General features: G+C 39.5%; 13 protein-coding genes and 1 riboswitch. Of the genes, 3 read left to right on the forward strand and 10 right to left on the reverse strand.

The window, feature by feature from the left end; all coding sequences use genetic code 11:
- Nucleotides 1-134: 134 nt before the first annotated feature.
- From CD039_RS05740 to CD039_RS05750, 3 genes are all read right to left on the reverse strand, one after another.
- The gene (locus CD039_RS05740) at nt 135-446 is read right to left on the reverse strand and encodes a rhodanese-like domain-containing protein (protein ID WP_002472996.1); all 312 of its coding nucleotides are present in this window, start codon (nt 444-446) and stop codon (nt 135-137) included.
- Between the two features lie 21 nt (nt 447-467).
- Complete coding sequence (gene leuS, locus CD039_RS05745; RefSeq protein WP_103371502.1) at nt 468-2,885, reverse strand: leucine--tRNA ligase; 2,418 nt, start codon at nt 2,883-2,885, stop codon at nt 468-470.
- Between the two features lie 302 nt (nt 2,886-3,187).
- Nucleotides 3,188-4,363: an MDR family MFS transporter gene (locus CD039_RS05750; RefSeq protein WP_103371503.1), complete on the reverse strand. Its 1,176-nt coding sequence runs from the start codon at nt 4,361-4,363 to the stop codon at nt 3,188-3,190.
- A gap of 255 nt (nt 4,364-4,618) precedes the next feature.
- Between CD039_RS05750 and mnmL the strand changes: the two genes are divergently transcribed.
- Nucleotides 4,619-5,572, forward strand: coding sequence for a tRNA modification radical SAM protein MnmL/YtqA (gene mnmL, locus CD039_RS05755; RefSeq protein ID WP_103371504.1), 954 nt, complete (start codon nt 4,619-4,621; stop codon nt 5,570-5,572).
- Nucleotides 5,569-6,129 carry a tRNA 5-(aminomethyl)-2-thiouridylate-methyltransferase MnmM gene (mnmM, locus tag CD039_RS05760; protein ID WP_103371505.1) on the forward strand — a complete coding sequence of 187 codons (561 nt, stop codon included), beginning with the start codon at nt 5,569-5,571 and terminating at the stop codon, nt 6,127-6,129. Before mnmL ends, mnmM begins: the two co-directional genes overlap by 4 nt.
- A 127-nt stretch (nt 6,130-6,256) precedes the next feature.
- Here mnmM and CD039_RS05765 read toward each other — a convergent pair whose 3' ends face one another.
- The 3 genes from CD039_RS05765 to CD039_RS05775 all read right to left on the reverse strand — a co-directional run bounded on the left by CD039_RS05765 (nt 6,257) and on the right by CD039_RS05775 (nt 9,018).
- The gene (locus CD039_RS05765) at nt 6,257-6,661 is read right to left on the reverse strand and encodes a transcriptional regulator, SarA/Rot family (protein WP_103371506.1); all 405 of its coding nucleotides are present in this window, start codon (nt 6,659-6,661) and stop codon (nt 6,257-6,259) included.
- 252 nt (nt 6,662-6,913) lie between these two features.
- The gene (locus CD039_RS05770) at nt 6,914-7,873 is read right to left on the reverse strand and encodes an L-lactate dehydrogenase (RefSeq protein ID WP_002472993.1); all 960 of its coding nucleotides are present in this window, start codon (nt 7,871-7,873) and stop codon (nt 6,914-6,916) included.
- Nucleotides 7,874-8,184: 311 nt separating this feature from the next.
- Complete coding sequence (locus CD039_RS05775; RefSeq protein ID WP_103371507.1) at nt 8,185-9,018, reverse strand: alpha/beta fold hydrolase; 834 nt, start codon at nt 9,016-9,018, stop codon at nt 8,185-8,187.
- Between the two features lie 333 nt (nt 9,019-9,351).
- Between CD039_RS05775 and CD039_RS05780 the strand changes: the two genes are divergently transcribed.
- Nucleotides 9,352-10,353 carry a proline dehydrogenase family protein gene (locus CD039_RS05780; RefSeq protein WP_103371508.1) on the forward strand — a complete coding sequence of 334 codons (1,002 nt, stop codon included), beginning with the start codon at nt 9,352-9,354 and terminating at the stop codon, nt 10,351-10,353.
- A gap of 158 nt (nt 10,354-10,511) precedes the next feature.
- Here CD039_RS05780 and ribH read toward each other — a convergent pair whose 3' ends face one another.
- Genes ribH through ribD form a run of 4 tightly spaced genes read right to left on the reverse strand, consistent with a single transcriptional unit; the run spans nt 10,512 to nt 13,866 of the window.
- Nucleotides 10,512-10,979, reverse strand: coding sequence for a 6,7-dimethyl-8-ribityllumazine synthase (gene ribH / locus CD039_RS05785; RefSeq protein ID WP_002471545.1), 468 nt, complete (start codon nt 10,977-10,979; stop codon nt 10,512-10,514).
- Nucleotides 10,980-10,991: 12 nt separating this feature from the next.
- Complete coding sequence (gene ribB / locus CD039_RS05790) at nt 10,992-12,173, reverse strand: 3,4-dihydroxy-2-butanone-4-phosphate synthase (RefSeq protein WP_103371509.1); 1,182 nt, start codon at nt 12,171-12,173, stop codon at nt 10,992-10,994.
- 12 nt (nt 12,174-12,185) lie between these two features.
- Entirely contained in the window at nt 12,186-12,818 is a 633-nt protein-coding gene (locus tag CD039_RS05795; protein WP_103371510.1) for a riboflavin synthase, read from the reverse strand.
- 4 nt (nt 12,819-12,822) lie between these two features.
- Nucleotides 12,823-13,866: a bifunctional diaminohydroxyphosphoribosylaminopyrimidine deaminase/5-amino-6-(5-phosphoribosylamino)uracil reductase RibD gene (gene ribD, locus CD039_RS05800; protein WP_103371511.1), complete on the reverse strand. Its 1,044-nt coding sequence runs from the start codon at nt 13,864-13,866 to the stop codon at nt 12,823-12,825.
- 263 nt (nt 13,867-14,129) lie between these two features.
- Nucleotides 14,130-14,264: riboswitch (FMN riboswitch) on the reverse strand.
- Nucleotides 14,265-14,354: the final 90 nt, after the last annotated feature.

Here is a 14,354-nt window from a genome sequence, read left to right on the forward strand (position 1 = left end):
ATATCAAAAACTCACTTTATCGTGTAGCTACAATCTTAAATAACCTAAAAAATCACCCGAAGATGACTGTTCGTCACTTTCGGGTGATTTCATTTGAATATGATTAAATAATCTTTGTTCAGTTAACTAAGCAATTAGATACTATCGATTTCTAAACCTTCATCGCCCCAAGCATCCATACCGCCTTCAACGTTTACCGCGTGAATGCCTTGAGATTGTAGATATTGAACGACTTTCGCACTACGACCGCCCACTTTACATACGATGTAGTACGTTTGGTCTTTATCGAAATAGTTAAGATTATCTTCAATTTGATCCATCGGAATCGTTTTTGCTCCTGGAATGGTACCCATCGCTGTCTCTTCATCAGTACGAACGTCAACGATATTCACTGGGTTAGAATCTAAGATCTTCTCTTTTAATTGATCTACAGTAATACTTTCCATAATTAAAACGCTCCCTTTCTCTTATTTAGCAACAATATTAACCAATTTCTGTGGTACTGCGATAACTTTCTTCACGTCTTTACCTTCAATAGCAGCTTTAACATTATCATTTGCTAATGCAACCTCTTCCATTTCTTCCTTAGACATATCTTTAGAAATGTTAAGTTTAGCGCGTAATTTACCATTGACTTGAACAACGATTTCGATCTCATCATCAACTAACATAGATTCATCATAAGTTGGCCAAGCTTCATATGTGATTGTTTCATCGTGGCCAAGCTTAGACCATAGCTCTTCACCTAAATGAGGCGCGATCGGTGCGAGCATTTTAACGAAACCTTCAATGTATGGTTGGTAAAGTTCATCTGCTTTATAACTATCGTTGATAAAGACCATTAACTGACTAATAGCAGTATTAAAGCTTATGCTTTCAAAGTCTTCAGTGACTTTCTTCACAGTTTGGTTATAAGTCTTATCTAACGTACCCTTATTAGTGTTTACCACTTTTTCGGATAATGAACCATCTTCATTAATGAGTAAGCGCCAAATACGGTCTAAGAAACGACGAGATCCTTCGAGACCCTTTTCACTCCAAGCAATCGCAGCATCTAAAGGTCCCATGAACATTTCGTAAAGACGTAGCGTATCCGCGCCGTGAGATTGCACGATATCGTCAGGGTTAATAACGTTACCTTTCGATTTACTCATCTTCTCGTTACCCTCACCGAGAATCATACCTTGGTTATATAATTTCTGGAATGGTTCTTTCGTTGGTACAACGCCGATATCATAAAGCACTTTATGCCAGAAACGAGAATAGAGTAAGTGAAGTACTGCATGTTCCACACCACCGATATAAAGATCAACCGGTAACCAATGTTTCAATTTCTCAGGATCTGCGAGTTGTTCGTCGTTATTAGGATCGATGTAGCGTAAGTAATACCAGCAACTACCTGCCCATTGCGGCATCGTATTTGTTTCGCGACGTCCTTTCATACCTGTTTCAGGATCTACAACGTTCACGAAATCATCGATGTTTGCGAGTGGTGATTCACCATTACCTGATGGTTTAATTTCATCTGTTTCAGGTAGTAACAGTGGTAATTCGTCTTCAGGCACCGTACTCATCGTACCATCTTCCCAATGAATCACTGGAATAGGTTCGCCCCAATAACGTTGACGACTGAAGAGCCAGTCACGTAGTTTGTAGTTGACTTTACGTTCGCCTGCACCTGATGCTTCAAGTAAATCAATAGCTTTAACGATTGCTTCATCGTTGTGTAAACCGTTTAATTCACCTGAATTAATGTGCGGGCCGTCACCACCGTAAGCTTCTTTCGATAAATCTCCGCCGTCAATGATTGGAATAATTGGTAAATCGAACGTTTGCGCAAATTCGTAGTCACGTTGGTCACCACTTGGTACACCCATTACTGCACCTGTACCATACGTTGCGAGCACATAATCTGCAATCCATACAGGGACTTCTTCACCGTTTAACGGATTAATCGCGTAGCCACCTGTGAACACACCTGACTTCTCTTTGGCAAGTCCAGTACGTTCTAGGTCCGATTTCTTCGCCGCTTCTTCTTGGTAAGCTTTCACTTGTGCTTGTTGCGCTTCTGTAGTTACTGTATCCACAAGGCTGTGTTCTGGACTCAATACTAAGAAACTTGAACCATATACTGTATCTGGGCGTGTCGTATAAACTTCAATTTGTTCTTCTGTATCACCTTTAATGTCGAAACGAATAGACGCCCCTTCTGAACGACCAATCCAGTTGCGTTGCATATCTTTAATTGATTCTGGCCAGTCTAAATCGTCTAAGTCTTCAAGTAAACGATCCGCATATTCCGTAATCTTTAAGACCCATTGTTTCATTGGACGACGATAAACTGGATGTCCACCACGTTCTGATACGCCGTCAACAACTTCTTCGTTTGAAAGTACTGTGCCTAATGCAGGACACCAGTTCACTGCCACTTCATCCACGTAAGCAAGCCCTTGATTATAGAGTTGAATAAAGATCCATTGTGTCCATTTATAGTAATCAGGATCTGTTGTATTCACTTCACGACTCCAATCATAGCTGAAACCGAGTTCTTTGATTTGACGCTTAAACGTATCAATATTTTGTTGTGTAAAAGCTCTTGGGTTGTTCCCTGTATCTAACGCATATTGCTCAGCAGGTAAACCGAAAGCATCCCAACCCATTGGATGTAATACGTTATAACCTTGCATGCGTTTATAACGTGAAATGATATCTGTGGCTGTATAACCTTCAGGATGACCTACATGTAAGCCAGCACCTGATGGGTACGGGAACATATCTAATGCATAGAATTTCTTCTGACCGAAGTCGTCAGTCGCTTTAAATGTTTCATGTTCATCCCAATAGCGTTGCCATTTACGTTCTATTTCTTTGTGATTAAAGCTCACATTCTCTCCTCCAATTCATGAAAAAACACCTCATACTATTATCTATGTATTCAGGGACGACAACTGCCGCGGTACCACCCTCGTTCACACACAGTGCACTTCATTATAATAATAGTAAGAGATGTAGCTCAATTCATTTTATAATCCGGTAAGTTCACTTAGTGTTCCGTCGCTAGTTTCCACCATCCTAGCTCTCTGTCGACGAACAGCTAAATTACTACTCCTATACATTACTTATATTAAGTGTTCAGGGTAATGATTTCAAGTTTAAATTGTAAAATGCTTTTACTCAACCTAGTGAGCTAAGGTCGGCGATCTTCGGGTAAACTTTTATCATAAAAGCCAACCACGACCAACGCGATAATCAAGAGACCGATCATACTCAAAAACATCATCTGCATATTAAACATATCAACAAGTGCTCCACCAAAAAAAGGACCTAACGCTTTGCCCACAGTCGAAGCTGAATTGACGTAACCTTGATAAGCGCCCTCTTTCCCTTTCGGAGCTAAATGGTTCGCAATCGTCGGCACTGCTGGCCAGACGAACATCTCGCCAAAGGTTAGAATAATCATGCCGATGACGAAGATGATGAAATGTTCTGCAAAGCTCGTGATAAAGAACGATATCGCAAAGATACCTATTCCGACGAACATTTGATACTTCAAGTTTCCACGTAAGAGATATATCACTGGACGAATGAGAGGCTGCGCAACTAAGATCATTACCCCGTTAATCGCCCACAGCACGCTGTACTGACTCATCGAAATGTTCAATTGTTGTGTGAATGAGGCAATCGTACTCTCCCATTGGATATAGGCGATCCAACAGATAATAAACATGAGACATACGAGTAGTAACGCAATAAATTGAGGTCGCTGAGCTTTGGAGAATAACCCTGTATTCTCTTGTGGTTTAACTTTATAAGTCATTTGGAGGTTAAACTGTGTGATAGCTACTGCTGCGAAACAGACATACATGATGAGATTGGCTAAGAAAATATAGTTAAAGTCAATCTCTGCCACAAATCCTCCTGTCGTTGCTCCGAGTGCCACTCCTATGTTCTGGGCGAGATAAATCGCATTAAAGGTTTGGCGTCCACCTAGCGGCCACACTGCCCCAGCCATAGCGTAAATCGCAGGTATAATCATTCCTCCACCGAAACCAAGACACACTAACCAAATTGCATACCAAGGCCAACCGTGAAAGAAGAAGAGCAGTGTCGTACTGGTTAAACAAATACCTGTACCGCTGAGAATCGTTCGGTAACCTCCAAGCTTATCAAACAACGTTCCCCCGAGTAGATTTCCAATGACCATCCCAAATGAATTAATCATGAGTACAATACCTGCAAGCGTTAAACTCTTCCCTAGTTCTTCTTTCATATAAATGGTATTCAATGGCCAAAGGAAGCTGGCACCAGTGATATTCAGTGCCATACCGATGACGAGCCACCAAACCGCTTTAGGCATCTTCATCCACACAACCCCTTTCGTAAGAACGACATTTATACTCACTATAACACAGTTAATAGCAATTATTATTTAATTAACTTTCCATTCTATAATGTTACCTTTAATTAACTATCGTTATTTATTAAAGAAATTTCCGAGATGGCTTTTTTACCATTAGTGACTAAAAGCCTGCACTTGACCTCTTTCATGATCACCAGTAAGGTAGAATAATATGTTAAAATGTTGAAAGATTATATGACTTAGAAAGGAAAATGTTACATGGGTAAATATTTCCCTTACGCATTTGAAGATAAAAGATATCACACATGGAACTATCACTTGAAAAATAAATTTGGTCAGAAGATATTTAAGGTCGCTTTAGATGGCGGATTTGACTGTCCTAACAGAGATGGTACAGTCGCGCATGGCGGTTGTACATTCTGCTCAGCGGCAGGAAGTGGTGACTTTGCGGGTAACCGTGCAGATCCTATCGAAGTACAATTCAAAGAGATTAAAGATCGAATGCATGAGAAATGGCATGAAGGTCAGTACATCGCTTACTTCCAAGCGTTCACTAACACACATGCACCGGTCGAAGTCCTTCGTGAAAAATATGAGGCTGCATTGAAAGAAGATGGCGTCGTCGGTCTATCTATCGCTACACGTCCCGATTGCTTGCCAGACGACGTAGTGGAATATCTTGCTGAATTAAATGAGCGTACCTATTTATGGGTTGAGCTAGGCTTGCAAACAGTACATCAACGTACTTCCGACCTCATCAATCGTGCACACGATATGCAAACGTATTACGAAGGTATCGCGAAGTTACGTAAGCACAATATTAATATTTGTACGCACATTATTAATGGTTTGCCTGGTGAAGATTATGACATGATGATGGAGACGGCTCGCGAAGTAGCACAAATGGATGTACAAGGTATCAAGATTCACCTTCTCCATCTTCTTAAAGGTACGCCGATGGTTAAACAGTATGAGAAAGGAATGTTAGAGTTCATGTCACAAGACGAGTACACAAATCTTGTCTGTGACCAACTCGAAGTGATTCCTCCAGAGATGATTGTTCATCGTATTACCGGCGATGGCCCAATAGACTTGATGGTCGGCCCGATGTGGAGCGTGAATAAATGGGAAGTACTTAACGAAATTGATAATGAACTTGCACGCCGTAATTCCTACCAAGGTAAAAAATTCGAAAGCAAGGTTCAATCATGAAAGTCGAACGCATCCTCCCTTTTAGTAAAACGTTATTAAAGCAACATATTAAAGAAGATAGCATCGTTATTGATGCGACATGTGGTAACGGGCATGATACGTTGTACCTCGCACAACAGACACCTCGTGGTCATGTCTATGGTTTCGATATTCAAGCGACAGCCATAGCAGAAACAGCGCAGAGAGTTAACGACTATTCAAATGTTCAACTTATTCAAGACAGTCACGCGCAGATTGCTGAACATGTAGCGCCTGAACATCAAGGACACGTTGATGCGGCTATCTTCAATTTAGGCTACCTCCCTCATGGAGACAAAACGATTATTACTCAAGCGCCTTCAACGATTGCTGCAATTGAAGCGATTATGGAAATGTTGGCACCTGAAGGTATAATCGTACTCGTAATTTATCACGGCCATCCAGGTGGTGCTGAAGAGAAAGATGCTTTACTAGAGTATTTGAGCAATATAGACCAACAGAAAGCGCATGTGCTACAGTATCAATTTATCAATCAGCAGAATCATCCACCGTTTATTTGTGCGATTGAAAAGCGCTGATAGGAACGAGACGGATTGTAGTTCAGTCTCATTGCGGGCGAACTTATGCTAACTCAAAATTATAAACTCGAAATATTAAAAATCTCGGTCGAAGAAGTACGAGTACTTCTCCAACCGAGATTTATTATTATGATAAATTTAATATAGAATTAAGACTGGATTGCATTTTTTCTTTTCTTTCTTGTGCTTCTTTAATGATGTAGTCCAATAGTTGTTCTTTCTCTTTCTTCATAGAAGCGTTGAAGTGAATAATCACTGTACGTTCATCATTTTTAGGTCTTTCTTTAGTGACCCATGACTTCTCGACTAAATCATTATACGTACGCGTACGTTTATATGATTTAACTGGTACGTGATCGTCCATTTCCTTTAACGTCATAGAACCTTTGTCCCAAAGCGTCAGTAGAATTAGAACTTCCTCTTTAGATAACTCGTATTCATTTTGAACACTGTTGAAAATCGCTTCAACATCCTTAAATAAAGATTCCAGTTCTAAAATATTCGTCACCTTTTGTTCAGTCGTGTTCCCCATCAAACATTCCCCCAATCATAGATTTTAACGATAAAGAAAAAATTAATTTAAATAAAATGTAGAACACTGTAGAAGAAGTGTTACTTTGACAATAACATCCCTACGCATCGTTAAGTAACACTTTACATTCTACAGTTTAAAATGACTATATGTTAAATGCAATGTAAATAGTTTGTCAAAAGAGATATAGTAAATTCACAAAACATTTTATATTAAATTAATCTCATTATCATTTTAAGATCAATCTATGATTTATGCAATTATATGGTTTTGAATTTTATCTTGCATTTCTTTAAGCACTTGTGCTGACTTATCAAATTGAGCTTGTTCTTCTTCGCTTAATGGAGATTCAAAGATGCGTTGCGCACCATCTCTCGTTACTAATGTTGGAACGCCAATGTAAACATCTTCTTGTCCGTATTCACCTTCGAGATAGCTAGATACAGTGAGGACTTTCTTTTGGTTAAAGAGGATGGCTTTAGTAATGTGTAATAATCCCATCGCAATACCATAGTAAGTCGCGCCTTTCGCTTCGATAATTTCGTATGCTGCATCGCGTGTACGTACAAAGATTTCTTCGATACGTTTTTCGCGTTTTTTATCATTTTTTAAAATATCAAATAAAGGTTGACCTGCGATGTTCGCTTGTGACCATACGGCTAACTCAGAATCGCCATGTTCACCGATAATTTGACCATGCACACTACCTGGTGATACACCAAACTCTTCAGCTAGTTCAAATTTGAAACGAGCTGTATCTAAGATTGTACCTGAACCAATCACGCGTTCTTTCGGTAAACCTGATACTTTGTAAGTAACATAAGTTAAGATGTCAACAGGGTTTGTTGCGATGAGGAAGATACCATCGAAACCACTGTTCATGATTTCTGTCACGATAGATTTAAAGATCTTCGTATTCTTCTCAACTAAATCTAGACGTGTTTCGCCTGGTTTCTGAGCCGCTCCAGCTGTGATAACTACGATGTCAGCATCTGAACAATCACTGTATTGACCTGCTTTGACAGTTACGCGTGAATCACCATAAGGGGCACCATGGTTAAGATCCATTACGTCACCTTTCACTTTATCTTCGTTAAGGTCGATGATGACAAGTTCATCTGCTACACCTTTCGCTACCATCGCAAATGCATAGCTTGAACCTACTGCACCATCTCCAACTAATACTACTTTATTACCTTTCGTACGTTCCATACTTACTCTCTCCTATCACAAAACTTTGTATAACTATGTGATTTATTTCACAAATTAAATATACCAAATATTTCTATAAAAAGCAAGATTAATAGCTTTATGTAAAATTTTCGTCACTATATAATTACTCACTCTTACAGTATGTTTATACATATACAACTTAATTGAAACAATTTAAGTTCGAGTAACATGACATAACCTAAAAAGAAGACTCGAATTTCACTCACGCCTATAGAGACGCTAGCGCTCCATGTGAAATTCAAGTCTTCTCAAAAAATTGTTCAAGTTAAAATAAAGATGAATCTAAATCATCAATCGGTCGAATTGACTTGGTTTTCATCATCAATGATAAACCCAAGATTGCTGACGCTATTATTTAAGAAAGCCAAAATATAGCGCATCACTTCATCTCTTTCCGGTTCGTTATGAACTTCATGATACAATCCAGACCATTCTTTATAATACAGTTCTGGTGTAGCTACCTTAGCCTTCACTTCTCGCATGACATCTATGTCAGCAATCTTATCTTCTGTCCCCATCATCAAGAGTAACGGTAACGGTTTAATATCTTTCAAATGCTCTACCGTTTCTTTCATAATTTCGGTTACTTCTTTATACCAGTAGTACGTTACTTTACGCAACATCATTTGATCTTCTTCTGTCTCTTCAATGACTTCTTCGTTGCGCGTTAAGTCACGTGCTTCAATTCCCATATTAAAGCGCGTATCTTTCGCTAACTTTCCAATATTTGAAAGTATTTTATCTTTACGTGTCTTAGCCGATTTCGTAAATTCTAATAGTGGAGAGACGAGCAATAAACCTTCGATGGGCACCTCTGTTTTTTCCAATAAATTAAGCGCGATGAGTCCACCTAGACCTACGCCGAGGAGATATGTAGGTAACTTGTACTCGTTAGCAATGCGAATCCACTCAAGAACGGCCTCATGATACACATCGAAGCGCTCTATTTGTCCTTTGTTCGCCCGAGATGTCTGCCCTTGACCAGGTAGATCACCCATGATGACATGATAGCCTTGGCGTCGCAACATCGTGATGAGATATGCATAACGACCTGTGTGTTCTAACATATTATGCGCGATGACGATGACACCTTTCGCCTCGCTTTCAGTTTCCCATTTCCACATGTCTTCTAAATCCCTTCTTCTTCTTCAAATTCTTATTCTTTATTGTATCAAACTCTGTTTCCGTATTTCCATGTTCAACCCATCCTCTTTTTAAAATACTGTCCTTTCAACTTAAGTACGCGAATTCCTAAGTCTTTAACGCTCAAATACTATTTTTCTTCATTACCTTAGTAAAATGCTAAACGTCCCGCGTCGCAATTTATATCGCGTTTTTAAAGGTTAAAAAATTCCTAATTGTGCAAATAATGTGTTTGTAAACGATTTCACTACTATTTATTTCATGGTACACTATATGAAAGGCACAATATTTCTAAAGGAATGGGAGGAATTTCAATGCCACTAGTGAAAGATTTTTTTATAGGTATATCTAATAATACTTTTTTAAACAAACTCGCTAAGAGTATCGGCCCTACACTAGGAGCAAATCGAGTAGTAGCTGGAAATACGATGGACCAGCTCATCGATACAATTCAGAAGCTCAACGACAAAGGGATTACAGTGACAGTAGATAAACTGGGAGAGTTCGTTGAGAATGAAGGCGAAGCAATCTTAGCGAAACATGAAATCCTCGAAGTCATGTACGCGATCAATAATCATAATGTCGATGCGCACATGTCAGTGAAACTCAGTCAACTCGGATCTGAATTCGATCTAGAATTAGCTTATCGTAACCTGAGAGAAATATTATTGAAAGCAAATGAATTTGGGAATATGCATATCAATATTGATACAGAGAAATACGATAGCTTATCTGATATTACACAAACGGTTGATCGCTTAAAAGGTGAATTTAAAAATGTCGGTACGGTCATTCAGGCTTATCTTTACAAAGCGGATGACCTTGTAGACAAATATCCAGAACTCAGATTACGTATGGTTAAAGGCGCATATAAAGAGAAAGAGGATATCGCCTACCAAACGAAAGAAGATATCGATAGAAACTACATTCACCTCATTGAAAAACGATTAAATAACGCAGAACATGTGACTTCTATTGCAACACACGATGACAAAATTATTAATCACGTGAAGCAATATGTGAAAGATCACAATATCGAGCGAGATCAATTCGAATTCCAAATGCTGTATGGCTTTAGGTCAGAATTAGCTGAAGAAATCGCTAATGAAGGCTATAATTTCTGTGTTTACGTTCCATACGGGGATGACTGGTTCAGTTACTTTATGAGACGCTTAGCAGAACGTCCTCAGAACTTAAATCTTGCATTTAAAGAATTCGTGACACCTGAATCATTGAAGAAGACAGGCTTTGTAGCTGGCGCTTTAGTTGGTTTCGGAGTAGTTGCAGGACTCGTAACGAAATTCGCAAGAAAATAAACCGTTATACTTACATTGTCTTGTGCAGAGACAGTGCTTAAATTTATCAGAAAGTAGTTAGAATTTTCTTGATAAAAAGATTAATATTATTCTCAAATTAAACAAAGGGCAAGTTAAGTAGAAATCTACTCAACTTGCCCTTATCTATAATAGCCCGCTTAATTTTCATTAATTGTTTTAAATAAATTAGCCATTTCAATCGCACTCATCGCTGCATCTGCACCTTTGTTTCCTGCTTTCGTACCTGCGCGTTCAACAGCTTGTTCAATATTTTCAGTAGTTACGATACCGAAGATGACCGGAACATCTGTAGCGTCGTTCGCGCGTGAAATACCTTTAGAAACTTCGTTGCAGACATAATCATAATGTGTAGTAGATCCACGGATGACACAACCAAGTGTAATCACTGCATCGTATTTACCTTTTTGTGCTAATTTCTTCGCTACAAGTGGAATTTCAAATGCACCTGGAACGAGTGCTACATCAATATTGTCTTCATCCACTTCATGACGTACGAGTGTATCTTTAGCGCCGTCTAATAAACGCATTGTAATAAAGTCATTGAAACGACTCACTACAATCGCTACTTTCAGATTAGAACCCGTTAATTTACCTTCAAATTTCATTATGTGTACCTCCTAAATTAAATGACCCATTTTATCTCTTTTAGTAATTAAATAATCATGATTATGCTCATTCTCTGGCACAATCACTTCGATACGTTGCGCAATTTCAATTCCGTAGTGTTCTAGACTTTGAAACTTCGCAGGATTATTGCTTAACAAATTCACTTTCTTTATACCAAAGTGTTTGAGAATTTGTGCCGCTTCGAAATAATCACGTAAGTCTTCATCAAAGCCAAGCGCAGTATTGGCTGTGACTGTATCATAACCATCCTCAATTAACTCATAAGCACGAAGTTTGTTAATCAATCCAATACCGCGACCCTCTTGAGGAAGATAGAGAATCATACCGCCATGTTCTTGAATGTATTTCATTGACGCTTCTAATTGCTTACCGCAATCACAGCGTTGACTGTGGAAGATATCGCCTGTCATGCAAGCAGAATGTAAGCGTACATTCTCAACTTCACGAATCTCACCTTTAACGATAGCAACAATTTCTTCGCCGTCATGTGTCGTAAAGCCATACATGTCAAATTGACCATAGTCTGTCGGCATCTTCACCTTCGCACGCGCTTGAATAGCTTGAGCTTGGCGTTCACGTCGATAATACATTAAATCTTTAATCGTAATCATCTTCAAGCCGTGTTGGGCTTTATATTGCATTAAGTCGTCGCCTTTCGCCATCGTTCCGTCGTCATTCATAATTTCACAAATAAGCGCAGCAGGTGTAGCACCTGAAAGTTTCGCTAGATCCACTGCTGCTTCAGTATGACCTTGACGTTCTAAGACACCACCGTCTTTCGCAATCAGTGGGAAGAGATGACCTGGTCGATTGAAATCTTGAGCTGTCGTCTCCGGATTCACTAGCGCTTTCGCCGTTAACATACGTTCTTTAGCGCTAATCCCTGTCGTCGTCTCACGGTGATCGATACTCACGGTAAATGCAGTTCCAAAGGCATCAGAGTTCTGTGAAACCATTGGCGCAAGATCCAGTCGTTGTGCAATATCCTGGCTAACGGGTGCACATATTAATCCACGTCCATATGTCGCCATGAAATTCACAGTATCTTCTTTCATCCATTGCGTTACTGCTATCAGATCTCCCTCATTCTCTCTATCTTCATCATCTACTACGATGACACTTTCCCCATTCTTAAGGGCTTCAATTGCGTCATCTATGCGGTCAAATTTCATCCTCTACCCCTCCTAGTATCCTAACGCTTTCATCTTATCTACTGAGAGACCGTCTTTTTGATCTCCTATGATACGTTCAACGTACTTAAATAGCATGTCTGTTTCTAGATGTACAAGGTCGTTTTCTCTTTTTTTATCTAAAATGGTCGCATTGCGTGTTTCAGGTATCAGATGGATATCAAACTCGTTCGTGCGCAATTGAAAGATAGTTAAGCTTGTACCATCTACTGCAATAGAACCACGAGAGACCATTTGCTTTAATAAATCTTGCGATGTTTGAATCGTGATAATCGTTGAATTATTATTCTTCTCAATACGTGAGATTCGACCAATATCATCCACGTGACCGAGTACAAAGTGCCCGCCAAATCGACCCTGGCCACTCATCGCTCTTTCTAAATTGACTGGGTCACCTTGAGATAACTGATTTAAATACGTCTTACTTTCGGTTCCTTTAATGACTTGAACATCAAAGTGATTAGAATCGAAAGCTGTAACTGTTAAACACGTACCGTTCACACTGATGGAATCACCAATCTGCATGTCTTCTAGTATCGTTTGGCAACGTATAGAGAGCGTCATAACAGACTGGACCGTCTGCATACGTTCAATCGTACCGACCTCTTCTATAATACCTGTGAACATCGTCTCACTTCTTTCGTAACTGGACTTTAATATTCTGCTCAAGCATGTCTGTACGAACAATTTCAAAGTTAGGAACTTGAGATAGTTCTAGCACTTCATCAGTTTGGTAGAATTGATGTTGACCAGAACCACCTATGATTATCGGGGCATAATAAAGGATGAGTTCTTTCGTTAGAGTTGAATGGAGAAATTGAGAAGTAACTTGAGGGCCTGCTTCTACAAGGACACGCCCAATACCTTTGCTGTATAAATCAGAAAGGATATGTTCAATTGTACATTCTTCTAAATAATTAATATCTATATGTTCTTGATTTGCGGAAAGTGATGGATTTTCAGTATAAATCCATATCGGTGCTGTAGCATCTTGAAACATTGACAAGTCGAAATTAATATCGCCACTTTTAGAAAGCAAGACCCTGACTGGATGCTTACCATCTTCAATGCGCGTCGTATAGCTCGGGTCGTCCGCTTGAACCGTACCGTTGCCTGTGATAACCGCATCATGCGTATGGCGCAGTTGAAAGACGTCTTGTTTCACAGCTTTATTCGTAATCCATTGACTTTGACCGACATCTGTCGCTTGCTTGCCATCTAAACTGCATGAGACTTTCACCGTTACTTCAGGCATTGCATTGCGTTTAGCAAAGAAGAAATCCTCATAGAGTTTCATCGCTGCTTCTTGATAGCGGAATTCGACTTCGATACCATGGTCTTTCAGGATTTGATCGCCTCTAGAAGAGAGCGTGGTATCTTTAATCGCATACACGACTTTGGCAATCCCGAAATCAATAATCTTGTTTACACAAGGCGGTGTAGAACCGTAATGCGTACAAGGTTCAAGTGAAATATAAATCGTTCCACCTTGCGCTTCAGCACCTGCCATATCTAACGCTTGGACTTCAGCATGTTTATCACCTTGTCGCAGATGCGCGCCTAAGCCAACAACTCTTCCTCGATTGACGACGACGGCGCCTACCGGAGGATTAATACCTGTTTGTCCTTCAACCATTTCCGCAAGTTGAATTGCATAATTTAAATAATGACTCATTTCATCACCTCATTAAAAAAACACCTAAGGCTTCGCTTCAGGTGTGAGAAAAATAGTAAACTAACATGTTCTATATGTGTATCATCATCTAAGACGTTAAGTTGAAATAGTGTACAAATTCGAATCAAACACACTTCACCATATTGGTGAGGTGCCTTTACTTTATTAATGTTTGTAACCACTATCCACTCATTAAGTCTGTATGATAATGCATAACATTACATGACAAAGTAGACCACACTTTATGGTGGTTGTCGTTTACTTCATTCTTTCTCCCATCCAGACTATACTGTCGGCTCTAGATTCTCACTAGATCAGCCAAGATCATATTCTATGATCTCGGGTCGCAGGCTTCACTTACTGCCGGTTGGGAATTTCACCCTGCCCCGAAAGAATTACTCTATTTAATTGTTCAATTGACATCGATGATTGAGTCTATCATTATCTTACATCAAAATATTGTGAAACACAATTCTAGCGGCTGTGTT

Source organism: Staphylococcus argensis (assembly GCF_002902305.1).
Taxonomy (GTDB): domain Bacteria; phylum Bacillota; class Bacilli; order Staphylococcales; family Staphylococcaceae; genus Staphylococcus; species Staphylococcus argensis.